This window comes from Oceanobacillus sp. B139/18 (genome assembly GCF_055524595.1).
The window spans coordinates 271,688-297,515 of record NZ_JBVFXI010000007.1 but is presented as its reverse complement, the minus strand read 5'-3'; the positions used below and the strand labels follow the sequence as shown (position 1 = coordinate 297,515).

23 protein-coding genes are annotated in these 25,828 nt (G+C 36.5%); 1 reads left to right on the top strand and 22 read right to left on the bottom strand.

The window, feature by feature from the left end; all coding sequences use genetic code 11:
* From ACZSMY_RS19405 to ACZSMY_RS19380, 6 genes are all read right to left on the bottom strand, one after another.
* Nucleotides 1-72 (bottom strand): NAD(P)-binding protein (locus tag ACZSMY_RS19405; RefSeq protein WP_465148212.1); only part of this gene is annotated, 72 nt, incomplete at its 3' end.
* Nucleotides 73-292: 220 nt separating this feature from the next.
* Nucleotides 293-1,042, bottom strand: coding sequence for an SDR family NAD(P)-dependent oxidoreductase (locus ACZSMY_RS19400; RefSeq protein WP_212929265.1), 750 nt, complete (start codon nucleotides 1,040-1,042; stop codon nucleotides 293-295).
* Nucleotides 1,043-1,061: 19 nt separating this feature from the next.
* A complete protein-coding gene (gene lpdA / locus ACZSMY_RS19395) occupies nucleotides 1,062-2,450 on the bottom strand; it encodes a dihydrolipoyl dehydrogenase (protein WP_465148208.1) in 1,389 nt (462 codons plus the stop codon).
* 16 nt (nucleotides 2,451-2,466) lie between these two features.
* Entirely contained in the window at nucleotides 2,467-3,807 is a 1,341-nt protein-coding gene (locus tag ACZSMY_RS19390) for a dihydrolipoamide acetyltransferase family protein (RefSeq protein WP_465148207.1), read from the bottom strand.
* A 12-nt stretch (nucleotides 3,808-3,819) separates the two neighbouring features.
* Nucleotides 3,820-4,800, bottom strand: coding sequence for an alpha-ketoacid dehydrogenase subunit beta (locus ACZSMY_RS19385; protein ID WP_212929268.1), 981 nt, complete (start codon nucleotides 4,798-4,800; stop codon nucleotides 3,820-3,822).
* A gap of 17 nt (nucleotides 4,801-4,817) precedes the next feature.
* The gene (locus tag ACZSMY_RS19380) at nucleotides 4,818-5,798 is read right to left on the bottom strand and encodes a thiamine pyrophosphate-dependent dehydrogenase E1 component subunit alpha (protein WP_465148206.1); all 981 of its coding nucleotides are present in this window, start codon (nucleotides 5,796-5,798) and stop codon (nucleotides 4,818-4,820) included.
* 184 nt (nucleotides 5,799-5,982) lie between these two features.
* Here ACZSMY_RS19380 and ACZSMY_RS19375 point away from each other — a divergent pair, with 184 nt between their 5' ends.
* Nucleotides 5,983-7,632 (top strand): sigma-54 interaction domain-containing protein, encoded by a 1,650-nt coding sequence (locus ACZSMY_RS19375; protein WP_465148205.1) that lies wholly within the window; start codon nucleotides 5,983-5,985, stop codon nucleotides 7,630-7,632.
* A 162-nt stretch (nucleotides 7,633-7,794) separates the two neighbouring features.
* Here the strand turns inward: ACZSMY_RS19375 and ACZSMY_RS19370 are convergent, their stop codons facing one another.
* The 16 genes from ACZSMY_RS19370 to ACZSMY_RS19295 all read right to left on the bottom strand — a co-directional run bounded on the left by ACZSMY_RS19370 (nucleotide 7,795) and on the right by ACZSMY_RS19295 (nucleotide 25,813).
* On the bottom strand, nucleotides 7,795-9,252 hold the full coding sequence (locus ACZSMY_RS19370; RefSeq protein ID WP_212929271.1) for an NAD-dependent succinate-semialdehyde dehydrogenase: 1,458 nt from the start codon (nucleotides 9,250-9,252) through the stop codon (nucleotides 7,795-7,797).
* Between the two features lie 17 nt (nucleotides 9,253-9,269).
* Complete coding sequence (locus ACZSMY_RS19365) at nucleotides 9,270-10,415, bottom strand: iron-containing alcohol dehydrogenase (protein WP_465148204.1); 1,146 nt, start codon at nucleotides 10,413-10,415, stop codon at nucleotides 9,270-9,272.
* Nucleotides 10,416-10,503: 88 nt separating this feature from the next.
* Entirely contained in the window at nucleotides 10,504-11,517 is a 1,014-nt protein-coding gene (locus tag ACZSMY_RS19360; RefSeq protein ID WP_465148203.1) for a zinc-dependent alcohol dehydrogenase, read from the bottom strand.
* Between the two features lie 29 nt (nucleotides 11,518-11,546).
* On the bottom strand, nucleotides 11,547-12,812 hold the full coding sequence (locus tag ACZSMY_RS19355; protein ID WP_465148202.1) for a TRAP transporter large permease: 1,266 nt from the start codon (nucleotides 12,810-12,812) through the stop codon (nucleotides 11,547-11,549).
* Nucleotides 12,812-13,300 carry a TRAP transporter small permease gene (locus ACZSMY_RS19350; protein WP_212929274.1) on the bottom strand — a complete coding sequence of 163 codons (489 nt, stop codon included), beginning with the start codon at nucleotides 13,298-13,300 and terminating at the stop codon, nucleotides 12,812-12,814. Before ACZSMY_RS19350 ends, ACZSMY_RS19355 begins: the two co-directional genes overlap by 1 nt.
* Nucleotides 13,301-13,365: 65 nt before the next feature.
* Complete coding sequence (locus ACZSMY_RS19345) at nucleotides 13,366-14,427, bottom strand: TRAP transporter substrate-binding protein (RefSeq protein ID WP_212929275.1); 1,062 nt, start codon at nucleotides 14,425-14,427, stop codon at nucleotides 13,366-13,368.
* Nucleotides 14,428-14,517: 90 nt separating this feature from the next.
* Nucleotides 14,518-15,270, bottom strand: a complete 753-nt coding sequence (locus ACZSMY_RS19340) for an SDR family NAD(P)-dependent oxidoreductase (RefSeq protein WP_465148201.1) — start codon at nucleotides 15,268-15,270, stop codon at nucleotides 14,518-14,520.
* A gap of 453 nt (nucleotides 15,271-15,723) precedes the next feature.
* Nucleotides 15,724-16,992, bottom strand: a complete 1,269-nt coding sequence (locus tag ACZSMY_RS19335) for a cytosine deaminase (RefSeq protein WP_465148200.1) — start codon at nucleotides 16,990-16,992, stop codon at nucleotides 15,724-15,726.
* On the bottom strand, nucleotides 16,982-18,256 hold the full coding sequence (gene codB, locus ACZSMY_RS19330; protein WP_465148199.1) for a cytosine permease: 1,275 nt from the start codon (nucleotides 18,254-18,256) through the stop codon (nucleotides 16,982-16,984). Before codB ends, ACZSMY_RS19335 begins: the two co-directional genes overlap by 11 nt.
* A 330-nt stretch (nucleotides 18,257-18,586) precedes the next feature.
* The gene (locus ACZSMY_RS19325) at nucleotides 18,587-19,117 is read right to left on the bottom strand and encodes a DinB family protein (RefSeq protein ID WP_465148198.1); all 531 of its coding nucleotides are present in this window, start codon (nucleotides 19,115-19,117) and stop codon (nucleotides 18,587-18,589) included.
* A 679-nt stretch (nucleotides 19,118-19,796) separates the two neighbouring features.
* Entirely contained in the window at nucleotides 19,797-21,149 is a 1,353-nt protein-coding gene (locus tag ACZSMY_RS19320; protein WP_465148197.1) for a glycoside hydrolase family 1 protein, read from the bottom strand.
* Between the two features lie 30 nt (nucleotides 21,150-21,179).
* Nucleotides 21,180-22,076, bottom strand: a complete 897-nt coding sequence (locus ACZSMY_RS19315; protein WP_465148196.1) for an ROK family protein — start codon at nucleotides 22,074-22,076, stop codon at nucleotides 21,180-21,182.
* Nucleotides 22,076-22,678 carry a DUF624 domain-containing protein gene (locus ACZSMY_RS19310; protein WP_465148195.1) on the bottom strand — a complete coding sequence of 201 codons (603 nt, stop codon included), beginning with the start codon at nucleotides 22,676-22,678 and terminating at the stop codon, nucleotides 22,076-22,078. The genes ACZSMY_RS19315 and ACZSMY_RS19310 overlap by 1 nt, the downstream gene beginning before the upstream one ends.
* Nucleotides 22,679-22,706: 28 nt before the next feature.
* Nucleotides 22,707-23,588: a carbohydrate ABC transporter permease gene (locus tag ACZSMY_RS19305; RefSeq protein ID WP_419880323.1), complete on the bottom strand. Its 882-nt coding sequence runs from the start codon at nucleotides 23,586-23,588 to the stop codon at nucleotides 22,707-22,709.
* 14 nt (nucleotides 23,589-23,602) lie between these two features.
* Nucleotides 23,603-24,475: a carbohydrate ABC transporter permease gene (locus tag ACZSMY_RS19300; RefSeq protein ID WP_332094028.1), complete on the bottom strand. Its 873-nt coding sequence runs from the start codon at nucleotides 24,473-24,475 to the stop codon at nucleotides 23,603-23,605.
* A gap of 30 nt (nucleotides 24,476-24,505) precedes the next feature.
* Entirely contained in the window at nucleotides 24,506-25,813 is a 1,308-nt protein-coding gene (locus ACZSMY_RS19295; protein ID WP_465148194.1) for an ABC transporter substrate-binding protein, read from the bottom strand.
* Between the last annotated feature and the right edge of the window lie 15 nt (nucleotides 25,814-25,828).

Here is a 25,828-nt window from a genome sequence, read left to right as displayed (position 1 = left end):
ATCTTTATCTGGATGCTTTTTCGATAGCTGGTAAGCGGTGCTCAAGCCAATAATCCCTGCTCCAACAATCACTATGTCTACTTTCACTGTGCTTCCCCCTTATCCGTTCTACAAGTAAGATCTTTAGCACTTTATGTTTCTGCAGATACCTCCTTTTTTTACTTAATTAGCTCAATAATCAACTAGTCTTTTCTTTTATTGTTAAAATGGGCAGCTTTTAATTAAAAATCGCTTTATGTTTTTTGAAATAAAATAAGTTCAAAAAACAAAATATTGCTATTACCTTTTTGTATCATCTTCCCAAAACCCCACCATCTACAGGTATTAAGGTTCCTGTCACATAATCAGAAGCTGCAGAAGATAAAAATAAGGCAGTTCCACAGACATCTTCAGGCTTTCCCCACCGTCCAGCTGGAATCCGTTCATCTACTTGTGGTCTCCGATCAGGATCATTTTCCAAGTCTGTATTCATCGTAGTTGACATATACCCCGGAGCAATTGCATTCACTTGTATACCATATCCTGCCCATTCATTAGACAATGATTTGGTCAATTGTAAAACAGCTCCTTTACTCGCTGAATAGGCAGAGGAGTTATAAGCTCCAAAAACAGCTACAATAGAACCAAAATTAATAATTTTTCCGTTCCCTTGCTCTTTCATGACTTTTGCGGCCAATCGTGACAATGCAAATACACTTGTCACATTCAAAGTAATAATTTTTTCCCATTTACTAAGCGGGAAATCATTCGCTGGCATTCTATCAATTAATCCAGCACAATTCACCAAAACGTCTATTCTTCCTTCTAATCTTTCGATACATTCATCAAAGAGTTCATCTAACATTTCAAAATCCATCAAGTTTCCTTGGATTGGATAAATTTTATTTTCACCCACCTCTAATCTCTCTAATTGATGGATACTATCTGATATATCAATAGCAACTATATCTGCACCTTGCTGATAATATTGCTCTGTTAAAGCTTTCCCTATCCCTTGAGCCGCTCCAGTTATAATTACTTTTTTACCTGTAATATCAAACAAAAAATCACCTCCAATTAAGCTAACTTACATGAATTCCTTTCCCAATGAGCGAATTAGCAACTTCCATTATTCCTTCAGAAAGAGACGGATGCGCCTGAGTCAATCCTGCAAGTTCATCCACTGTTCCTTCAAGCTGTAAATAAGCTCCTGCTTGTCCAATCATTTCCGTAACTCGAGAACCAATCATTGTTACACCTAAAACTTCCCCGTATTCAGAATCAACCAGTACCTTTATAAATCCCTCTGTTTCTCCCATTGCCAGAGCTTTTCCATTTCCTGAAAAGTTGTATTTCCCTATACGATACGCTATATTTTTATCTATCAATTCCTGTTCATTATATCCTATACTTGCCACTTCAGGCTTCGTATAAATGCATCGGGGCATTTGCTGGTAATCAATGGTATGATTTTTATTATCCATATTTTCTATTGCCATTAATCCTTCCTCACTCGCAACGTGTGCAAGTTGTAAACGACCAATTACATCACCAGCAGCAAAAATACCTTGAATACTTGTTTCTAAATAATCATCTACTTCTATAAAAGGTCCATTTTTCTTTAAATCTAGGGAATCAACGGCCGATAGATTTGGCTTGCGTCCAACTGCAATTAAAACCTCACTAGATTCTATCGTTTTATTTCCTTCTTTTTTAGATGAGGTAGTCATTCTCTTTACTCCATTTTCCTCTGAAATAGAAAGAACTTGGTGCTTCGTCAATACGTTGATTCCTTTTTTCTTCAAGCTTTTTAAGAGAGCTTTGGAAGCATCCTTATCTTCTGATGGAATTAAACGATCACCCATTTCTACAACCGTCACCTTCACATTTAAACTGGAAAATATATTGGCCATTTCTACACCAATTACGCCGCCACCAATAATTGTAATAGAATTAGGGATTTCTGTTAGATTAAAGATTGTATCTGTAGTATGATAATGAACTTTATCCACTCCTTCAATTGGAGGAACAGCTGGTTTACTTCCTGTTGCTACTAAAATATTATCTGCAGAAATAGTCAAAATATCATTTTTAGATACGGCTACTTTCACCTGCTTATCCTTATCTATAGTTGCCTCACCATCATATACCTCTATCTTTCCACTTTGTAGAAGATGCTTAATTCCACCTCGAAGCGTTTCAATTACTTTATCTTTTCTGTTCAGCATCTCATCAAATGAAAATGTAAGATTTGATACTTTTATTCCCCAGACGTCTGCCGACTTAATATCTTCAATCACTTCCGTATGCCTTAATAACGTTTTTGAAGGGATACAGCCTCTATTTAGGCATGTTCCACCTAAATAACTCTTCTCAACCAGAGCTATTTTCTTTCCATTTTTAGCAGCCCTTATTGCAGCAACATATCCTGCAGGACCCCCACCAACAATGATAACATCATATTGCTCCATCCTATTCCCTCCTCTCCTATACCATCAATTTAAATGGTTTTTCTAACAAATCCTTCAAGTCGGTTAAAAATTGTGCAGCAGGCGCGCCATCAATAATTCTATGATCAAAAGAGAGACTTAAACTCATCATAGAGCGGATAAGAAAATCCTCTTCTATAACCACAGGTTTTTTTTGTATTCTTCCTACACCTAGAATAGCTGCATTCGGACTATTGATAATCGGTGTAAATCCATCTACAGCATACATCCCTAGATTACTCACCGTAAATGTACTACCTATAAAATCATCATGAGAAAGCTTTCCATCACGCGCTTTTCTGCCAATTGCTTTTGTTTCTTGAGTAATCGTAGCTAGGCCTTTTTGATCCACATCTTGAAGAACAGGCACAACTAACCCATCTTTTACAGCAACAGCCATCCCAAGATTGATTTGCGAATGGTATACAATCTCGTTGTCAGTCAGTTGAATGTTGATACCAGGGTTCTTTTTTAGCGCGACTGCTGTTGCTTTCAATAGAATATCGTTAAAAGAAATACGAACACCTTCATCTTCTTCAATTACTGGCAATAACTGTTTTCGAAGGTCAACTACATTTGTCATATCTACTTCTGAATGTAAAGTTACATGTGGAGATGTATAAGCGCTTTCAGAGATACGATCAGCTATAACTTTTCGCATACCTTTAAATGGTATTCGCTTCATTTCTTCCTTATTTTGTTCTTCTTGTTTCGGCAATGATCTTAACAAATCTTTCTTATGAATTTTCCCATAAACACCAGTGCCTTGAATATCTGCTGTATTAATTTGCTGATCTTCTGCAATCTTTTTCGCTAATGGTGTCATCTTTTTTACATGTTCTTGAAGATAAAAGAGTACATCGTCTTTTTGAATTCTACCTAAAGGCCCTGTCCCTGTTACATTATTTAAGTTAACTTCCTTATCTAATGCAAATTTTCGTGCAGCCGGCGTCCTTCTTACTTTTCCCTCTTCTCTATTATCTGTACTTGATTTTTCTATAAACACCTCTGTTTTGGATTCATTATCTTCTGTCCCCCCCTTTCGATCTGCTGTTTTTTGCTCATTGACAGCTGGTTCTTCTACCTCCTCTATTGCTTCTCCTTCTTCTCCAATAATCGCAATTGGTTGTTGCACAGCTACAACTGAATCTGGTTCGTATAACGTTTTTAGAAGTATTCCGTCTACTTCCGCCTCAATTTCCATTGTAATTTTATCTGTTTGAACTTCTACTAACGGATCACCTTCTTCTATTGATTCACCTATTTGTACCAACCAGGAAACAATTGTTCCTTCTTCCATCTGCGCTCCCAGCTTTGGCATTAATACCTTTTCAGCCATTGTTACACCACCTTATTTATTCATTAGTTTTTTACACATTTGAACAATATCTTTCACTTGCGGAACAGCTGCTTTTTCCAATGTTGGATTATATGGAATGGGAGTCGGCTTTCCGCCTAAGCGACTTACGGGGGCATCTAGAAAATCAAAGGCATCACTTTCACCAATCATGCTAGCAATTTCTGCTCCATAGCCGCCTCTTTCTACTGCCTCGTAGACCACTAATGCTCTACTTGTTTTTTTCACGGAATCAATAATAGTATCTCTGTCTAACGGCACTAATGTTCTTGGATCAATCACTTCAATATCAATATTCTCTTTTTCTAATTCATTTGCCGCTTCCAATGCTCTGTTAACCATAATACCAGTTGCCACAAGGGTAATATCTCCCCCTTTTCTCTTGATATCTGCCTCACCTAATGGAACCACATATTGTTCTTCTGGTACTTTTCCCTTTTCACTATAAAGAAGTTTATGCTCATAAAAAAGAACAGGATTATCGTCTTCTATTGCTGCTTTCATTAGACCTTTTGCATCTCGAGCATTTGAAGGTTGAACGACTTTCAATCCTGGAATATGTGCTGTCCATACTTCCAAGCTTTGTGAATGTTGTGCAGCAAAGCCAGCCCCTGAACCACCCGGCAAACGGATAACGACGGGTACATTCGCTTTTCCTCCTGACATATAACGCATCTTAGCTGCCTGATTTACAATATTGTCCATCGCAATCATAATAAAATCAGAGAATTGAATTTCCAAAATCGGACGCATCCCTGTCATTGCAGCACCTACAGCAGCTCCACTTATAGCAGCTTCTGAAATTGGCGTATTCTTCACTCTTTCATCACCAAATTCCTCACTCATTCCATTAGTAAGTCCAAAAGCACCACCATAAATTCCTATATCTTCTCCCATAATAAAAACATCATTATTTTCTCTCATCACTTGACTCATAGATTCTTTAATAGCTTCTGCATAAGTAATTTCTCTCATATTTATTCGTCCTTTCTCTACAAATAGATATCTTTCATCAATGTGTCTTCACTTGGCTCGTTGCTATTTTCAGCAAACTCTACAGCTTCATCAATTCTTTTTTCTATTTGTGTTGCATACTCATCGAATAGATCATCAGTAATGAATTCGCCTTGAATCAATTGATCTTTAAATAGGGAGATTGGATCCTTTAATTTTCTCCACTCTTTCTCTTCTTCTCTAGTACGATATTTTCGTGCGTCACTTTTAGAATGACCTTTCCACCTATACGTTTGTGCTTCAATTAACGTCGGACCTTCTCCTTTCTTAGCTCTTTCAACCGCTTTATGTGTTTCTCCAGCTACTTCTAATACATCATTTCCATTAATCGTGTATCCTGGAATGCCATATGCTTTTGCACGTTCTGAAATATTCTTTACATTTACCATTTCTTTGATGGAACCTGACATGCCATAAAGGTTATTCTCACAGAAAAAAATAACTGGGAGTTTCCAAACCGAAGCCAAATTTATAGCTTCATGAAATGCTCCTTCATTAGAAGCTCCATCTCCAAAAAAACAAACGACAACATAACCTAAATCTTTCATTTTTGATGTCATTGCAGCCCCTACACCTAAAGGTAATCCTGCAGCTACAATACCGTTAGCACCAAGGTTTCCAATATTAAAATCAGAGATATGCATCGATCCACCTTTTCCTTTACAATATCCTGTTTCTTTGCCAAGAAGTTCTGCCATCATTCCATTAATTTCTGTTCCTTTCGCAATACTGTGTCCATGGCCCCTGTGATTACTAGTGATCTTGTCTTCATTAGTCAGTGCAGCACATGCTCCCACGGCTGTTGCTTCTTGCCCAATACACAAATGCATTGTTCCGTGGATTTTTCCTTGTTGAAAAAGTTTCTCAACTCTTTCCTCAAAACTTCTAACCAACATCATATCGTAAAGCATTTTTTTTAATTCATCTTGAGAATAGTTAATTTCTCTAATATCAACCATAAAAAATAACCTCCTACATATTCTTGTAAACCCTTTCAATATATTCATGCAAATACTATGCCAATTATGTACTTAACAACAAATAAAGAAATGACTCTATTTAAACCGCTTACAATGATGTATAATTGAATCAATGTTGCATATTAACATCATTATTTCATTCATGATGCAGGGAGGCTAAAAAATGAACTTAGAACATTTCATTTATAATGTTGATAACATCGGTGTACTATTATTAAATAAAGATAAGAAAGTTATTTTTCAAAATAAAATTGCAAAACAATATACATATTACCTGGCGCCCATTCTAAACTCCATTATCAATGAAAGAAATTTCTTCTGTTTATCAGATTATCCTGCTGAAATATCCACCTTTACATATGAGGAAAATATTGTTGTTTTCATACATCCACGTGATGATTTTGTACGCTTATCTAAGGAAAAAGAAACGCTAGAGGAATTACGTAGTGAATTAAATGAAATTATCAATTCCTCTTTTGACGGTATTGTTATATCTGATGAAAGAGGGACGATTATCCATCAAAATCCTGCTTATGAAAAAATTACAGGTCTAAGTAGTAAAGAATTAATCGGTAGAAGCTTAAAAGAACTTGAAGATGAAAAAATAATTGATGAATCGAGTACTTTAAAAGCTTTAAAATATAATAAAGAAATTACAATCATACAAAAAATTAACACAGGTGCTTCTGTGCTAATTTCTGCTGTACCAATTAGAGATAAAAACGATAATATAAAGAAAGTTGTAAATAATGTTCGTGATCTTTCAGAGTTAAATATGCTGGAAACAGAGATAAAAAGCCTAAAAAAGAAAAATCAAGCCATTCATGAAGAATTAGAATTATTAAAACATCAAAAATATCCAGAACTATCTATTATCGCTCACTCAGAAAAGATGCAAGAAGTTCTAAATCGTGCTTTACGAGTAGCTCATATAGATTCTAGTGTAATTGTTCAAGGCCCTTCCGGTGTAGGTAAGGAAAAAATTGTAGAACTGATTCATAAAAATAGTATTCGAAATAAAAAGCCCTTAATTAAAGTAAATTGTGGTGCTATCCCAGAAGCGCTGCTTGAATCTGAATTATTTGGTTATGTATCTGGTGCATTTACCGGGGCCAGTCAAAAAGGAAAAGCTGGTCTTTTTGAAGCAGCTAATGAAGGAACGATACTACTCGACGAGATTGGAGAAATGAATAAGGATCTACAAGTAAAATTATTACGTGTGATTCAAGAAAGAGAAATTACTCGGGTAGGAGATACGCGTACAATTCCAATTGATGTTCGAATTATAGCTGCTACTCATCGGAACTTGGCTGAGATGGTCGAACAAGGAACCTTCCGAAATGATTTATACTATCGGCTTAATGTCATCCCTATCCATATACCACCTTTAAAAGATAGGAAAGAAGACATTATTCCATTAGTCTATCATTTTTTAAAAGATATCAAAGAGAAATATGCAATTAAGCGAAAGTTTTCAGAAGATGTATTAGAGACTTTTCGTAAATATGATTGGCCAGGGAATGTACGAGAATTACAAAATCTTGTGGAGCGAGTAGCAGTTATGTCGACTGAAATGGAAGTAAAGATGAAAGATGTTCAAAAAGAGTTACAATTAAATATTAGCCCGAATAAACTTGTTATTCCATTAGATGACACCCAATCATTGAAAGATCAAATAGAACTTTACGAAGCGGAAGTTATAAAAAAAATGGTGGTCCAATTTCCAAGTATTCGAAAAGCAGCTACAGCATTGAATGTAGATCAGTCAACACTTGTACGTAAGATGAAAAAGTATGGGATTGAAAAGAATTGATTAACATAAAGTATTTTTATATATTTATGAATAGCAGATATAATTTCACAGGATGAATATCCCAATTAAAAATCCGAACTTTTGTTCGGATTTTTAATATTATTACCTTAGCAAATTTCCTCTTCCTATATGCTTTATATAAATATAGAGATTTTATGTTTATTACAGGTCTAAAGAAATGTACTTTTCCTCTAAGTACTCTTGAATACCTTCTTTCCCTCCTTCTCTTCCATAGCCACTTTCCTTCATCCCTCCAAAAGGAGCTTGTGCTGTTCCTGGCATAGCATCGTTTAAACCAACTACTCCAAAGTTAATACGTTCAGAAACATAAACTGCCTGTTTAATATCATTCGTATAAAGATATGCTGCAAGCCCATATTCTGTATTATTTGCTCGTTTTATCACTTCGTCTGTGTCTGAAAAAGTAGAGATAGGAGCTACTGGTCCAAATGTTTCTTCATTCATAATTAACATTTCATCTTTTATTTCATCTACAACGGTTGGGTAATAATAGTAGCCTGATGCTCCTTTTCTTTTTCCTCCACACAATACTTTTGCACCTTTTTTAACCGCATCTTCGACATGCTCTACGACTTTATTTAATCCAGCTTCATTTACAAGTGGTCCAATATCTGTTTGTTCTTGCAAACTATCTCCTACAACTAATTTTTCTACTTTTTCCGTAAATATTTCAGCAAATTTATCCTTTACATTCTCATGTACATAAATACGGTTGGCACATACACAAGTTTGTCCAGCATTTCTAAACTTACTTGCTAATGCTCCTTCTGCAGCTTTTTCAAGATCCGCATCTTCAAAAATGAGGAAAGGGGCATGTCCACCCAATTCTAAAGATAATTTTTTTAATTGTGAAGCAGAGCTCTTTACTAAGGCTTTCCCTACAGAAGTAGAGCCTGTGAAAGAAACTTTTTTTACAATTGGATTTTCAAAAATCTCATTTGATATCTCTCCTGTATTTCCTGTTAAGATACTTACTACTCCCCTTGGAATGCCACTTTGTTCTACTAACTTCCCAAATGCAAGTGCAGTAAGCGGAGATTGACTAGCTGGTTTGACGATACTCGTACATCCAGCAGCTAATGCAGGTCCGAGCTTTCTTGTCATCATTGCTAATGGGAAATTCCACGGTGTAATTGCTGCAACTACTCCAACTGGTTGCTTAATAACAAACAACCTCTTATTTTGTGCTGATGCAGGAATGGTTTCTCCATAGATTCTTTTTCCTTCTTCTGCATACCATGTCAAAAATGAAGCTGCATATTTAATTTCTCCAAGAGATTCTTTATATGCTTTTCCCATTTCTAAACTCATTAACTCTGCTAGCTCTTTTTCATTTTCAAAGAGCAAATCCCTAAGAATTAGAAGATATTCTGCTCTTTCATACGCAGTTAATTTCGACCAACCTTCCAAAACTTTTTCCGCTTCATTTATTGCATTAGCTGTTTCTTGATGGCCGCCGTAAGGAATATCAGCAATTTTTTGTCCATTTGAAGGATTCTTCAACTCATACGTTTCTCCTGAATATGCATTTTCCCATCTTCCACCAACAAGTAATTTAACTTCAGATAAATCTAGTAATTTTAACGCTGTATTATTCATACTATACCTCCATTTTATTATACAATTTTATTAAAAATATCTACTATATCACTATGTTTCGTAGCTCTAGGATTCACCTCAATATTTCCACTTAACATGGCATCCTCTGCCATCCTATCTATACTTGAACGATTAATATTATATTCCTTTAAATCCTTTGGAATACCTACATCTTCAGCTAGGTTCTCAACAGCTTCAATTGCAGCATAAGCTTTCTCCATTGTATTTTTACCTTCTAACACTTCTCCCATGTCTTCTGCTATATCAGCAAATCTTTCAGGGACTGCATAACTGTTAAATCTCATAACATGGGGGATGATTATCGCATTGGCTACTCCATGAGGAACGCCATAAATGGCGCTAACTGGATGACTCATTGCATGACAAGCTCCAAGCCTTGTATTATTAAAAGCTAAGCCTGCTAAAAGACTCCCCATCATCATGTCCCTTCTCACCTGTAAATTCTCACCATTATATACTGCTTGTCTCAATGAAGAACTGATTTTCCGTATTGCTTCTCTTGCTAAAGCACTAGTCATGACATTGGATAAATTATTTGTATATGATTCAATTGCATGAACCAGCGCATCAAAGCCGGTGGCTGCAGTAATTTGCGCTGGCAAACTTGTAGTCAAATCTGGATCTAAAATCGCCCAATTAGGGGCTACTGTAGAACCACCTACTGTAAATTTGTACTTTCTCTCCTCATCTGTAATAACTGTAAAACGAGTTACTTCACTTGCAGTACCTGATGTGGTAGGAATCGCCACTAGTGGACCTGGTTTTTGTTTAAATGTATCAATACCTTCATAATCAACTAATTCTCCACCATTACTAGCCAAAATACTAATTGCTTTTCCTACATCAAGAGAGCTTCCTCCTCCTAAAGCTATAATCAATCCCCTGTCCTTTTCCTTATATAACTCAAAAGCTTCATCACAATTTTTCAAAGTAGGGTTCGCTTGACAGCCATCATAAACATCATAGTCTGCCGACCCCAATTGTTTGATTATTCTATCTACTAACCCCGCCTTTCGAACTCCTTTATCTGTTACAAGTAAAACACTATTTATGTTATTTTCACTTATAATAGACGGGATCAATGAAATACTGCCTGCGCCAAATTGGACATTGGTCGGATTAAAAAAAGATTCTATTTTCATCTTCCTCCTCCTCACAAAATAATATTTCTTAATACATTTCTATCTTTAGGAATATCTCCTAGCCTCTAACTACAACCTTTATTATTACTTAAGGCTCAATCAATACTTTTATTCCACCCTTAAAAGCTTTTTCAAATGCCTGTTCATAATCCTCTATATCAAAACAATGTGTCACTAATGGTCCAACATTAACTGCTTTTTGCTTAAGTAATTTTAATGCTATTTCAAAAGATGTCGGTTCCGTAGCGAACCCATTTGTATAATTAATCTCTTTTAATAGTAACAAATCTAAATCTACATCAATTTTCTTTCCATAAATACCCATTTGTATAATGTTTCCTTGTTTTTTCACTAAATCTAAGCATGTAGACAAGGATGCAGATGCTCCTGCACATTCAATACAAACATCAAAGTCTTCCTTTTCGTATAACGCGTTCTTGGAAGATGCGTCTTCAATATTAAAAACCTCTATAGCTCCTAATTTATTTGCCAATTCAAACTTATCAATATCTTTTGAAGTTCCTATCAAAACACATTCAGCACCACTTGTTTTGGCTACTTGTAAAGCAATCAAAGCAATTGGACCACATCCAGATATAAGTACTCTGTCACTTGGATTAATCGTGCCTCTTTCTATAATACACCTAACACCACAGGCCAAAGGCTCTGTTAAAGCTGCTTCTTTCATCGTGACTTTTTGAGGGATTAAATATAAATTATCTTCTGGTAATTTTATATACTCAGCAAATGCTCCATCCACATGTGATCCAATTGATTTTCTATGTTTACAAAACATAAGTTGTCCTTTTCTACAATATTGACACAACCCACACGTATCTGTAGCAGTTATTGAAACTACTCTATCCCCCCGCTTAAACATGGAACATTCAGATCCTGCCTTTTCTACAATACCTGAAAATTCATGTCCCATAATTACCGGGGGGTTATGTGGATATTCATCTTTCATAATATGAAGATCTGTTCCACAAATTCCTGCATACTTCACTTTAATCAGTACTTCATTATTATTTAAAGCAGGTGTATCAACATTTTTTAAATAGATATTTGAATCACCCAATTCATTTTTAACAATTGCTTGCAATATGAATCACCTTCCTAAGTGCTCATTATTTATAGAAAATTAAACCAGAGTGAAAATATTGGTAGAAAACTTACTAAAAGTGTTACTAATAACATAACGATGATATACGGGATTACTGCCATAGAAAGCTTTGATATAGATACACCTGATATTTTAGAAGCTGCAAATAAATTTAATCCTACTGGTGGCGTACATAAACCAATTGCTAAGTTGACAATCATTACTATTCCAAAATGGATCGGATCAACTCCTACAGAAGTAGCTATTGGCAATAATAATGGAGTTAAAATAAGAATAGCTGCAGAACCTTCTATAAACATCCCCACAATCAATAACAGGAGATTAATAATTAATAAGAAAATATACGGGTTGGTTGTAATATTCATCATAAACTCGGTGAGCATAGCTGGAATACCAATCATTTGAATATAGTAGCTAAACAAACCTGACGTTCCTATAATTATCATAATAATCGCTGTAGAGATTGCAGAGCTGGTTAACGTATTATATATCTTTTTTAACGTTAACTCCTTATAAAACAGTCCTGCTAGTAACCCATAAACAACAGCTACTACTGAGGCTTCTGTCGGTGTGAATATCCCGCCATATATCCCCCCAAGTACGAGTACTGGCATTAAAATGGCTGGAAGTGATTTCACAAAAGATATTGCAACCTCAGACAAAGAAGCTTTTTCCTCTTTCGGAAAACCATTTTTTTTAGAAATGACAAAAGCATAAATTAACATTGCCATAGTTAAAAGCACTCCTGGAACAATACCAGCCAAAAACATTTCTGTTACAGAGACTTGTGCTGTTATACCATACAGAATTAAAGGAATACTCGGTGGTATAATGATACCTAGAGCACCTGAAACAGAGACAGTAGAACTAATAAAACCACTTTCATATCCTTTTGCTATCATTCCCGGAACTAGTATACTCCCAATAGTTAAAACAGTAGCAGTACCTGAACCAGAAATCGCTGCGAAAAACAGAGAAGTTATAATTACTGTCATTGCCAAACCGCCAGTTATATGTCCTACTATCGTAGACGCAAAATCTACTAAACGTTTTGCCACTCCGCCATTTTGCATCAGTCCTCCAGCAAGAATAAAAAAAGGAATAGCCATCAGCGGAAAAGAGTTCAATGCAATAATTATTCTTTGCGGTACAACTGTTAAATCTAATGCAGGATGGATGATAATTCCCACAACAGAAGCCAGACCTAAAGCTACTGCTACTGGCATGCTGATTAATAAGAATACAATTAAACTGCCTAAAAAAGGTGCTACCACTATCTTCCCCCCCTTATTAATTCAATAATGTTACCGAGGGAATTAAGCGTCAAGAAAACGCCCCCTAAAGGTATAGAAAAGTAAAACCAATACATAGAAATCCCTAGACCTTGCATACTCTGTCCTCCAACCCTTTCCGCCATTTCAAATCCAAATATCACCAATATAATATAGAATATTATAGAAAGAGAATTTACAATGATTTGTAAAATTTTATTACTTTTCTTTTTAAGCATTTCGCTTATTAAATCAACAGAAAGCATTTCTCCTCTTTTTAAAGCTAATGCAGAGCCAAGGAGCACTATATAAATCATTAAAGTTCTCGCTAATTCTTCTGACCAAGAAGTAGCACTTCCCATAACATATCTACTAAATACTTGATAAAAAATTGCTAACGACATAACCGATAAGGCTATAGCAAGAAACACTTCTACAATTCTATTGCATGTATTTAAAAGAAACATAAACCCATTAACAGCTTTCTGCATACCTAAACTCCTTTCAAAAAACGGAAGGGGTAGACTATTATAATAACCTGCCCCCTATATCATTTTTATTCGTGATTCTCAATTCTCTCTATCAAATCTTCCCCAATTACTGACCCCCAATCATCATACACACTTTGAGTCATTTCTCGATATTTATCTTTCTCTTCTTGTGAAAATTCAATAATTTCTAATCCACCTTCATCACCTAAGAATTCTTTAGAGCTTTCATACATCTCATCAATTCTTTCTCTTCCTTTATCTCTACCGTATTCTGCTGCTTCTTGAACAATTTCTTGTTGCTCTGAGGTTAAAGAATCAAATCTATCTGCACTTATAGAAATGGGAGCTGCGACAAACCGCGCATCTAGAATAGTAACTGCATCTTGAACATCATAAAAATTTCCTGTTTCCAAAACCATAATCGCTTGATCATGTCCATCAATAACTCCCTGCTGTAGTGAAGTAAATACTTCCGGCCAAGCCATTGGAGTTGGATCTGCTCCAACAGCTTCCCATGTATCAATTTGTAAACTACTTTCTTGTACTCTAATTTGGAAACCTTCAAAATCCTCTACTGTTCTGATTTCTGTACCAGTACTTCCAACTACTACAAATCCGTTTTCCACCCAAGATAAAACTTTAACATTTGCTGCCTCTTCAAAAATTTCTGCTAATTCATCTCCAATTTCTCCGTCTAATACTCCCCTTGCATGATCTGAATCCCTGAATAAGTATGGTAAATCGAATACAAACATTCGTTCATCAAAAACGCCCATTGGTCCACTGGATTGTAACGCCATATCCAAACTATTTTGACCCATCATTTCATAAACTTCTCTCTCTCCACCAAAAGCATTACTATAATGAATATTTACACTCATTTCTCCGCCTGATAGGTCTTCTAATTTTTCTTTAAAGGCTTGTGCTCCCGCATCATTTTTTGTGCCAGGTCCCTCCGGCAAACTCATATCAAAAACGATTTCTGCCTCTGTTGAAGCTTGATCAACTTCTTCTGAATCCTTTTCTCCATTTGCATTCCCTTCATTCTCTGAAGGTTCTTCAAAACCACACGCAGTTAAAACCAAGATAAAAAAACTAATTATTAAGATTCCTAAATTTTTTTTCATAGTACTCCTCCTTATTATGTTTGCGCTTACAACAAATCTGTTGTTACTTTTATTGATATATGGAAAAATATCTTAATTATAGATAATTTATTATCTAGAAGTAAAACCACCATCTACCGGAATAACAGATCCACTTATATAATTTGACTTTTTAGATGATAGAAACTGTATAACACCAGAAATTTCGTCAGGGTCTCCAAGCCTATGTATCGGAATTCTTGATACTGTTGATTTGTATTCCGATTCATTACTTAAATTGGTTTGATTCGATTCTACTTTAAAATACCCCAATGCTATTGCATTTACATTAATCCCCTTACCTGCCCATTCATTCGACAAAGATTTTGTCAATTGAGATACAGCACCTTGGCTACTTGAGTAAGCCGCATCATTATATCCCCCTTGCATCGCAAAAATAGATGAAACATTAATAATTTTCCCACCGTTTTTCTTGCTCATCTCTGAACCAGCTAATTGAGATAACTGAAATACTGAAGTAATATTTCCTTCTAAAACACGTTGAAAATCTTTAATTGATATATCTAGTGATGGCATATACTTTTCGTATCTAATGTTATTAATCAATATATCAACTTCCCCGTCTAATAAAGCTAAAGCTTTAAAAAAGTTTATTTCTAATTCTTTCTTATCAGATAAATTAACTGCTAAGCCCTCTACCTGATACCCTTTCTTTTTTAACTCATTAACTACACTCATTAAATTCGAAGAGTAATCTAAAATACAAACCTTCGCACCATATTCTAGCAACCCCTTTGCTATAGCCAATTGAAACTCTTTAATCCCTCCGACTACTATAGCCTTTTTCTCTTTTAAATCTTTCACATCCGTTCCCCCTTAACCTGAAGCCGCTTACATTTTCTAGATTTAAATTTTTTCATTGTCACAACTCCTCAATATATTTTTAGCTATCAATCCACCTTTTTATTTCCCGTATACTTTTCTTTTGCAAAAAATGTGCCAAGAACTCATTCCTACAGTAATCGCAAAATTATATATTTATAATAGCATCAAATGATGTTTAAAAACATCATTTGATGCTATTAAACATCATTAACGATAGAATCTATACTTTTAACATCTTTTCAATTATTATAATTTTTTATAGAAAAATACTAATACTTAAAATATCTTAAGTTAAAGTCTCTGAAATTTATTAATTGATATTGATATTTTATATCACCCCTTGAGGAATTACATAAAAATCCCTTAGAGAAAACATTTCGCCCACCCACAGAAAAAAAGCGCACCAGCCAAGGGCACGCTTTTTCATTAACTTTATCTATCAAACGTCACTTTTTCTTCTGTATCATGTAAAACAATAGACGCCTCACTTGGTTTTGTATGAGCAATCACTTTTCCATCTCTGAAGGAATGTGTTACCGTTGCCTGCTTACGAATAGCATCATACTCATTATCAGCGGATAAGACGATGAAATTCGCCGGCTTGCCTGCTTCAATACCATATTTATCTTCAATATGAAGTGTTTTTGCACTGTTTTGAGTAACCAGATCAATGGAATTAACGATTTGCTCATAGCCCATTAGCTGGGATGCATGGATACCCATATGCAATACCTGAAGCATATTGCCCGTTCCCAGCGGATACCATGGATCAAAAATATCATCATGGCCAAAGCAGATATTCATTCCCGCTTCCTGCAATTCTTTGACCCGGGTTAAGCCGCGGCGTTTTGGATACGTATCGAATCGACCCTGAAGATGAATATTCACAAGCGGGTTAGATACAAGGTTAATTTCAGACATCTTCAGCAGACGGAATAGCTTTGATGTATAGGCATCGTTATAAGAACCCATTGCTGTCGTATGGCTGGCTGTTGTACGTTCGCCCCAGCCGCGCTCATAAGCTTCTTTGGCGACTACTTCTACAAAGCGAGACTGCTCATCATCGATTTCATCACAATGAATATCTACTAATTTATCGTATTTCTCAGCAAGATCAAATGCGACTCTCATTGAATCGACGCCGTATTCTCTTGTGAATTCAAAATGCGGGATACCCCCGACAACATCGGCGCCCATTTTTAGCGCCTCCTCCAAAAGCTCTTTTCCATTGGGATAGGATAGAATGCCCTCCTGCGGAAAAGCAACCAGCTGGATATCTACATAAGGAGCCATTTCCTGCTTCACTTCCAGCATTGCTTTTAAGGCAGTCAGTTCTGGATCGGTCACATCCACATGCGTACGGACATGCTGGATACCTTGAGCAATCTGCCATTTCAATGCTGTTTTAGATCTTTTTTTTACATCTTCTATGGTTAGTGTTTCTTTGCGTTCCGACCAGCGCTGAATCCCTTCAAATAAGGTTCCGCTTTGGTTCCATGCAGGCTCACCTGCTGTTAATGTGGTATCTAAATGAATATGCGGTTCAATAAAAGGCGGGAGAACCAGCGCACCATGTACATCCATCACTTCTTTATCTTCAGATTGCGGAAGCTCCTGCGTTACTGCGTTAAATTTACCATTTTCTATAACGATGTGCCAAAGGCCATCTTTTCCTCTAAGCTTTGCATTTTTAATAATCACTGACTATCTCATCCTTCTCTTTTAATGGTACGGTGACCGTTTCTTTTTGTGACACTATTTTCATTCCGGCCACATAAATGATTGATGTTCCTAACAATGCATTGATTGGCGGAATTCCCGGGGCAAAATTAGCAATAGCGACACCGCCTGCCCAGGCAATAATTGCTACCCAGTTTACAGATTTAAATGTCATTGTTTCAAAGGGTTCATATTTTCTGCGGCGGACCAGATAATAATCTGCTAATATGATTGCTCCAATCGATGGCAGTGCAGATCCGAGAACATTTAAGAATCCGACAAAATTATTGTATAACCACATGGCAGCAATTGTCCCGACAATTCCGTTGAACACAACGATTTTCTTCTTGGAAAACTTGGTGATGTTCGCAAACCCTAAACCAGACGCATACAATGCACTGTCATTGGTTGTCCAAATGTTTAATCCTAATACAATAATAGCAGGAATCATCAGCCCTTGTAAAAACATCACATCCGAAATAACTGCCATACCGAAGGCCATCGCGCCAACTGCTCCAAATAAAAACATCAATGAATTTCCAAGGAAGAAAGCAATAATATTTGCGGTTACTGCCGATTTCGCTGATTTTGCAAAGCGGGCAAAGTCAGGTGTAAGCGTTCCGGCACTGATAAATGACCCTACACAAATCGTTAACGCTAATCCGACACTGATTACCTGTGCTGGTTCATAAGCAAATAGTTCATGGATTCCTCCCATTGTATTTGCCGAGTTAACCATGGAGTAGCTTCCAAAAATAGCGATCGCCGGAACTGCAATAAATCCCAGCAGTGTTAAAGTTTTCATGCCAAAGATTGCCGAAACAGTCATTAATATGCCAAAAATCCCGATTAACAGATAGACATTTGCCCCTGTTGCTTTGGCAGCTGGAATAGCAAACATCGCCAGACCTACTCCAAACCAGCACACTTGTGTAGAAGCAAGTAAGAAGGAGGTTAAATAAGAACCTTTTTCTCCAAATGCATAACGTGCTAATAAATGCGTAGATAATCCTGTTTTAGAAGCAATATAAGCTAAGGAACCTGTATAAAGCCCAAGAATCAGGTTACCAACCAGTACAATCCAAATAAACGTAGAAAAAGAAAGCCCTGTTCCTAATGTTCCTCCAGACATCATACTCGCTGAGAAAAAGCTGAGCGACAGCATAACCGCTAAAATCTTCCAAAATCCATTTCGATGCGTCTGCGGCACTGCCTGCAATGAAAATTCTTTATCTGTTTGTGACATACCAATTCCTCCAATATTTTCAAATATAAGAAACTGGCACCGAAAAACTTGATTCTTTCGAGATTATAGACAAGAAAAAAGCTCCCTGTCCAATCCCTGACAAGAAGCTTTTCCTAAATAGCATACACCTGAAGGTACCTTTCCCAAAGGTACTCCACATGGTAACTATTCTATTCGCGCTGTCCTTGTCAGCCTCTCTGGACTGATTTAAAGGTACCAGTATATTTATCAAAATATATTATGGCATAAAATCGCCGGGTTGTCACCTTGGAAATATTGGCAAGATGTATTTATGGCATTCCGTACATACCTCATCCAATGACTTGATTCTTATTTCCTAGCCTTCGCCTCTCGTTCCAACACCACCCTATAATGATGCTCCTCATGAATCTTTAATAGCTTCACCACTTGTATCACATTCGGGTAGCCAGGTACAGGATCCGGATACCTTATCCAGTAACATTGTTCTTTGGTAAGAGACGCTACACATTTCTTCATCTTTTCCGTCTCTTCTTCTAATAAATCTCGCAGCTCCGTAAGCGTGTATTCCCGCTTCATTTTCGGCTTCAAAATAAAAGGCGCCTTCATTGTTTTTCCGCTATATATATTAGACATATCATCCATATACCGCTTCACCTTTGGCCGACGAACCTTTATATAAGCACAAGCTATAGGCAAATAATAGGCAGATATTATCCGCGTAAGCTTCAGCAATAAATAGCAATGATAAATCGATTCTGCAACACTCCATTTATCAGGAACCGCTCTCGTGTGAATCGATGAGTTGAAAATTTCTGTATGGAAATAATTATCCCGCATTGTCTGGAGTTCATCAAAAAGAGGGGGGAGGTTTTTGTACATGGTTATCACCTGCTATCATGTATTCTTAGTTTAATGTATCACAAAGAGATTAATTCCTGTTCTGTACCGCTTCCAGCATACCTTGAACAGCCTGCAAATGGACTTTTACAAACCAACCTTGTAAAGAGCATCCATTCCCTTCCTAACGACTCATCAATTGATTGATGATTGCAGTAATTCATATTGTTCCTATAGATATATCACATACATCCTTTTTGACGGGAGATAGTTCATCAAACCGTTCGATTAGCTGACGAAAAATGAGTGTCGCTCTCCCATGACATACTTGAAAATCTGGAATTTACGGAAATTTGTTATTCAATGTAATCACCTAATTAGACTCGTACTTTTACATTTTGATATTTCATGGGTGGATTCCTGCAAAAAGGATTTTAAGTAGTGGAGTAAGCATGAAATAGCGGTTACACGCTCTAAAACCTACCGTGCGACTGTTACTTTTCTCTAAAAAAAGGGTGAGGTCAGGATATAACTAGCCAAAAATAAGAAAAACCGAGCAAACCTTTTTTTGTAGTGGTACTTTAACTTTATTAAAAGGTGTCCTTTTTTGTACATTTATTTCATTTTTTAATCTAACTTAAAAAAGTGACTTCCTACTTAATATTATAGTAGAAAGTCATTTTTTCTGTTTTCACCAGGTTTTGTCCAAGCCTCACTCAAATTAAAGTTCTGTTCCGTTTGTTTCTATTACTTTTTTGAACCAATGAAAGCTACTTTTTTTGTATCGTTTAAGATCTCTTACGTCCTTTTCTCCGCGATTTACGTAAACTAACCCATATCGCTTGGACATTTCCCCTTTTGAGCTAAGTATGTCTGTTGACCCCCATGTAAGGTATCCGATTACATCTACACCTTCCTGCATAGCAATCTTCATTTGTTCAATATGCTGTTGAAGATAATTAATTCTATAGTAATCATCTACATTATTATTTTCATCCAGCTCTTCTTTAATACCTATGCCATTCTCTGTAATAAAAATTGGCAATTTATATCGTGCATACATATCTTTCAAAGCAATTCTCATTCCAATTGGATCAATAGCAGCTCCCCATTCACTCTTTTCTAAATTAGGATTACTTGTCATTCCTTCTGCGAAACCTTCTTCTCCTGTATATTGAACAATTCTACTTTGGTAATAGCTAATAGATAGGTAATCTACTCTATTTTCTTTTAATAATAGCTGATCATCGTCTTCAAAGGGTGGCATATTTTTTTGCAATTCTAATTCAGAAGTAAGATAGGTTGGGTATTCCCCATGTGCAAAAATATCGAGATAAAAATCAATTAATTTCTCCTTTGCTTTATAATTAGCCAGAACATCTTCGGGTTTAGAAGTAGCAGGAAATGTTGAAATATAGGAAATCATTCCTCCCATCTTACCAGCAGGGATAATCTCACGCATTGCTTTGGTTGCCTTTGCATGAGCAACAAGAACGTTATGACAAATTTGATACTTCAAAGCTTCAGAAGGATTTGAATCCATAATTCCCCAGTATTCAGGATTGGTTAGAACTAAATTGATTTCATTAAAAGTCAGCCAATACTTCACTTTATCCTTATAGCGTGTAAAAAGGCTTTTAGCATATGTTTCAAATAAATCAACAACTTGTCTTGACGCAAAACCATTATATTTTTCCGCTAGTGCCAACGGTAAATCAAAATGATATAGCGTCATAACTGGCTCGATGCCATTTGCAAGGAGTTCGTCAATCAGATCATCATAGAATTTTAACCCTTCCTCATTGATTTCTCCCTCTCCATCGGGAAATATACGCGACCAAGAAATACTCGTACGATAAGCGTTGTACCCCATTTCTTTAAATAAGGCGATATCTTCCTTAAAACGATGATAAAAATCAATTGCTACCTTCCAATCGGAATAATTTTCAGGTACTTCTTTAGCATCAATAATCGATAATCCTTTTCCATACTGCTCGGAAGCGCCTTCTGTCTGAAAAGAAGTAACTGCGCCTCCCCACATAAATCCTTCTGGTATCACATTCGTCTTTTCCATGTGAACATTCAACCCCTTCTTTTTTATGCTTTATACTTCAGATGCTAACTCCCTAGTTAAACCGTACACAGCTCCTAAAAGATTAGCATTCTGTCTAAATTGACAAGTTTCAATAACTGGCCGTATCGCTGCCTGTGGAAATGAATCTAATATTTTATCAAGCTGCTCATAAATTCTCCCAACCAAATCTTCCCTCGCGCTTATTCCACCACCTATTAAAATAATCTCTGGATCATAGATATACTGCAGGTTAAATAGCCCAATCGCTAAAAGACGGGAAAATTCATCTACAGCATCTAGGCAAATCTGGTCTCCCGATGCAGCTAAGGTAAAAATTTCTTCGCCGGATAGTGAATCCGAATCTATATTTTTTCTTTTGGCAACTTTTCTTACCATGGATAAGGTTGAATCCATTCTTACCCATTCATCCGCTTTCATTTCATTGTCGTTTGAGTTCAATAGCATAAACCCAAATTCCCCGCCATGTAAATTGGCTCCTTTATGTAACTCACCATTCTTAATAATGGCACCGCCAATCCCTGTACCAATCGTCATAACTAAAACATCTTTTTTCCCGTTAGCTGCACCTGCCCAAACTTCAGCATAGCCTGCACAATTGGCATCATTTTCTATATAAATTGGCAATGATACTGCACTTGTTATTCGTTCCTTTATATTTGGACCATGAATATAGGAGATAGCACTTGAACCATAAATGATGCCCTTATTGGAAACAGCACCCGGCAGACTGATTGCAATTCCTTGTGCATCCATATGTAGTTCAGTAAATTTATAGATGATTTCTAATAAACCATCCAACGTCTTCGGAGTTTTTATTTTATAATGTTCTAAAATACTTTGGTCAGCTCCAATAATGCCATATTTAATGAACGTACCGCCTATATCAAAAGAAATATATTTATTCATTAGCTGCTCCTTTCTGCCAGCTGCGTTTTTAATCTCTGGTTTTCCTTAGAGTCTCCGATTTTTACAATGAAACATACGGCTACGCTTACTCCAAAAAAGAAAGAGAGCATAGGTATATATGAAATTGCAAGTAATAACAAAACAAAAATAACCAAATAACCCACATTATTCTTCGGCAAAATCCATACAACAGAAAATGCTTTTTTTATTTGAAAAATAATCGGTTTCTTTGTTTCGAAGTATTGAAAAAAATGAATCATGCTGATGAAAATTAACCCTAGCATTCCCATGACTAAATATTTCATATAGATTGATTGGAGGATAAGTAGATTGGTACTGATTAAAATAAACATGAAACCAAATACGATAGCTGCACCATTTAATTTCACAAAAGAACTTGCAAAAGCATTTCGAAATGTACGAAATGCTTCTCCAGTTGATAAATCTTTTTCCCTTAAAACAGTAAACAGTGCATGTGTCGCAGGAAAACCTCCAAAGATGACCAAACCAAGCAAAGTAAACAGCATCCATAACATTTGCAAATAGGCAAACCAATATATTTTTTGTGTAATAAAGACGTACCTAGACAGGATAACATTCATCAGCGCACCGTCCTTTTTTTGTTATATATTATCCCTTAACTGCACCTGCTACCATCCCTTTCATGATTTGTTCTTGGAATAGAACATACATGATAATGGTTGGAATAACAGCGATTGTCATTGCAGCCATCGTGAGCGCATAATCTGTACTAAAACCATCAGAGAAAACAGCTAAACTTAAAGGTAATGTTTTTAATGCATTATCGTTAATAAATACCAATGCAAAGGCAAACTCATTCCAAAATCGCAGGAAAGAAAGAATGGCAACAGTTGCCAGCGCCGGCACGCTTAACGGTAGCATGACCTTAAAGAAAATCCCCCAGTAACCTGTACCATCTATAACAGCCGCCTCTTCTAACTCCTTTGGTACGGTACTCATATGAGCAACAGTTAAAAAAATGGCAATCGGGAGTTCAAATGCTGTATACGGCAGAATAAGCGCCCAATAACTGTCTAGCAACCCTATTGTATTCATCAATGTAAATAATGGCACCAATGTACTATGGACGGGTATCAGCATACCCAACAAGAAGAAGACGATTAGGAATCCTTTTAGTTTAAACGAAAAACGTGACAGCACATATGCGGTTAATGCTCCTAAAAATACAGTCAATGCGGTCGCACTTAAAGTAACGATGATGGAATTGACCATAGCCTGTCCTAAATTGGCTACATCCCACGCTCTTATAAAATTCTCAAAAGCAATCCCTGCTGGAAAAGAATATGGTTGTGCGAAAAACTCTTCATTGGTTTTAAAAGCACTGGTGATCAACCAGTATAATGGGTAAATCATCAACAAAGAAAAGAGACTTAAAAACAACACTTTAATTGTTTTAAACAATCCCGTCTTTAATGAATAACCGAAAGAGGAATTCTTTTTATACATTTCTGTTTGTGTTTTATTCGTCATCTAGCTGACACCCCCTAGTTCTTTCTCTTCATTAATATTTGACTTATTATAATCAAAATCAAGCTTAAAATAATAATCATCGTTGATATGGCAGAACCGAACCCGTACCGATAAACCAAAAAGGTATTATTGTACATATAGGTTGCTAAGATTTCAGTTGACTGGGCAGGACCTCCTCCTGTCATGACAAATACCTGGTCAAACGCCTTTAAACTGCCAGAAATACATAACACAATAACAACCTTGATTGTGCCCCACATATTCGGCAAAATAATATAGATTAATTTTCTCCATCCAGTTGCTCCATCAAGCAGTGCAGCCTCCTCGATTTCGGAGGGCATATTTTGAATTGCCGCAATGAAGATAATTAAATAAGGACCGATATAATTCCATATAATTGGAACAGATATCGCATACATATTCACAGATGGATCGGAAAGCCATGCTCTTGTCCATCCTTCCAGTCCAACCGCTCTTAATACCGTATTCACTGCACCCATATCTGGATCAAAGATATATCCCCAAATTAATCCAACGACAACGGTAGATATAACCATCGGTAAAAAGACTGCCGATCGAACAAAGCGCTGAAACAAGCTGCTTTTTCTAAGGAGGAGAGCAAGCCCCAATGCAATGGGAACCTGCCCTAAAACAGATGCTCCTACAATAATTAAATTATTTTTAAATGCTCTCCAAAATACAGGGTCTTGAATTACTTCAATATAATTTTGTAACCCTATGAACGTTGCCTCACCTAACCCGGACCATTCAAAAAATCCATAATACGAAGACCAGAAAATAGGCACGATGACGAAAAAGCTGTAAAGCAATAGGGCTGGAAGTAATGTAATTACTAACAATCCTCTTAACCTTCCTCTAGATTGCATAATTTCCCCTCCCTGGCTGTTGTGTTAAAATTATTTATTGGAAGATTGTGCTCTTTGAATATTTTCAGCTATTTTTTCTATATCTCCGCCTAACATGATTTCCTGCAGTCCGTTATTAACCGCCTCTCCGCCGGCAGATGTTAAGTGTATATCGTAAACTGGGGCAAAGTTAGCATCTCTAACAAGATTATACGCTTCATAGAAAAGTGGATTCACAGCATTTTCATCAAGCTCCAGATCGTACATAACCATTGAATTGCTCTCTGCAATAGCTTTTTGTGCTTCTTCATTACTTAAATGATAGATTAACTCTAATGCAGCATCTTTCGTTGCACCTTCTGCTTTGCTATTTAATAAGTATCCTCCACCAGGGCCGCCTGTAATCGTATTCCCTTCACCTTCCCCGCCTTCAATTGCAGGCAAAGTTGTAATTCCGATATTTTCTAACACATCTTCAGATACTGAAACAGATAAGCTGCTGATTGTCCACGACCCATTAACCATCATTGCTGCTTCTCCCTGAGCAAAATACTGTTCGGCCTGAGTATTATCCAAACTGTTTGCCCCTTCAGGATATGCGTTGTGATCAACAAGCTCTTTAAAATGACTTAGCGCATCAATGAAAACTGGATCTGTGAACGATGCACCATCTTGATTAACAGCATCCATAAACCATTCTGTACCAGTTACCCGATCTGCAATTGCGCCGAATGTGGTAGATTGGGCGACCCATGGAGCCTTATTTCCCATTGCAAGAGGGGTAATCCCTTGCTCATTAAAGAAGTCAATCGTCTCGATAAACTCGTCCCATGTCTCCGGAACTTCTAAGTTATTTTCTTCAAATAGTTCTTTGTTATAATATAAAAACGATGTAGATGACATTGCCACTGGTGCTGAATACAATTCTCCATCATAATCATATGGATCTAAAGCACCTTCCAAAAAGGAATCTTTCCATTCCGGATTTTCTTCAAATAATGGTGTAATCGGTTGTACTAAGTCACTCTTTTGTAACTCATCCGTAAAACTGCCGGCATACGTTAAAAAAACATCTGGTAATTCATCTGCAGCAGCAACTGTGCTGACACGTTGACGATAACCATCTACTGGAATCGCTTGCTCATCAATTTGGATATTAGGATGTTCTTCTTCAAATTTTTCAATCATTTCTCTTACTTCTGCCGCTCGAAAATCATCTCCAGCAAAATTATGCCAAATTGATAATTTTATTTTATCTGAATCACTGCTGCCTGAGCTTTCATTATTTTCTCCAGATCCGCCGCATCCAGCTAAGAAAAGCAGTAAGATTAAAGCCACCGATAACATTTTTTTCATCATCAACCACCCCTTTTT

Bases quoted from the DNA above. Each gene is read 5' to 3' on its own strand.
- lpdA (WP_465148208.1), bottom strand. From the start codon at position 2,450: ATGGAGCAATATGATGTTATCATTGTTGGTGGGGGTCCTGCAGGATAT.
- ACZSMY_RS19390 (WP_465148207.1), bottom strand. From the start codon at position 3,807: ATGGCTGAAAAGGTATTAATGCCAAAGCTGGGAGCGCAGATGGAAGAA.
- ACZSMY_RS19385 (WP_212929268.1), bottom strand. From the start codon at position 4,800: ATGAGAGAAATTACTTATGCAGAAGCTATTAAAGAATCTATGAGTCAA.
- ACZSMY_RS19380 (WP_465148206.1), bottom strand. From the start codon at position 5,798: ATGGTTGATATTAGAGAAATTAACTATTCTCAAGATGAATTAAAAAAA.
- ACZSMY_RS19375 (WP_465148205.1), top strand. From the start codon at position 5,983: ATGAACTTAGAACATTTCATTTATAATGTTGATAACATCGGTGTACTA.
- ACZSMY_RS19370 (WP_212929271.1), bottom strand. From the start codon at position 9,252: ATGAATAATACAGCGTTAAAATTACTAGATTTATCTGAAGTTAAATTA.
- ACZSMY_RS19365 (WP_465148204.1), bottom strand. From the start codon at position 10,415: ATGAAAATAGAATCTTTTTTTAATCCGACCAATGTCCAATTTGGCGCA.
- ACZSMY_RS19350 (WP_212929274.1), bottom strand. From the start codon at position 13,300: ATGCAGAAAGCTGTTAATGGGTTTATGTTTCTTTTAAATACATGCAAT.
- ACZSMY_RS19345 (WP_212929275.1), bottom strand. From the start codon at position 14,427: ATGAAAAAAAATTTAGGAATCTTAATAATTAGTTTTTTTATCTTGGTT.
- codB (WP_465148199.1), bottom strand. From the start codon at position 18,256: ATGTCACAAACAGATAAAGAATTTTCATTGCAGGCAGTGCCGCAGACG.
- ACZSMY_RS19325 (WP_465148198.1), bottom strand. From the start codon at position 19,117: ATGTACAAAAACCTCCCCCCTCTTTTTGATGAACTCCAGACAATGCGG.
- ACZSMY_RS19320 (WP_465148197.1), bottom strand. From the start codon at position 21,149: ATGGAAAAGACGAATGTGATACCAGAAGGATTTATGTGGGGAGGCGCA.
- ACZSMY_RS19315 (WP_465148196.1), bottom strand. From the start codon at position 22,076: ATGAATAAATATATTTCTTTTGATATAGGCGGTACGTTCATTAAATAT.
- ACZSMY_RS19310 (WP_465148195.1), bottom strand. From the start codon at position 22,678: ATGAATGTTATCCTGTCTAGGTACGTCTTTATTACACAAAAAATATAT.
- ACZSMY_RS19305 (WP_419880323.1), bottom strand. From the start codon at position 23,588: ATGACGAATAAAACACAAACAGAAATGTATAAAAAGAATTCCTCTTTC.
- ACZSMY_RS19300 (WP_332094028.1), bottom strand. From the start codon at position 24,475: ATGCAATCTAGAGGAAGGTTAAGAGGATTGTTAGTAATTACATTACTT.
- ACZSMY_RS19295 (WP_465148194.1), bottom strand. From the start codon at position 25,813: ATGATGAAAAAAATGTTATCGGTGGCTTTAATCTTACTGCTTTTCTTA.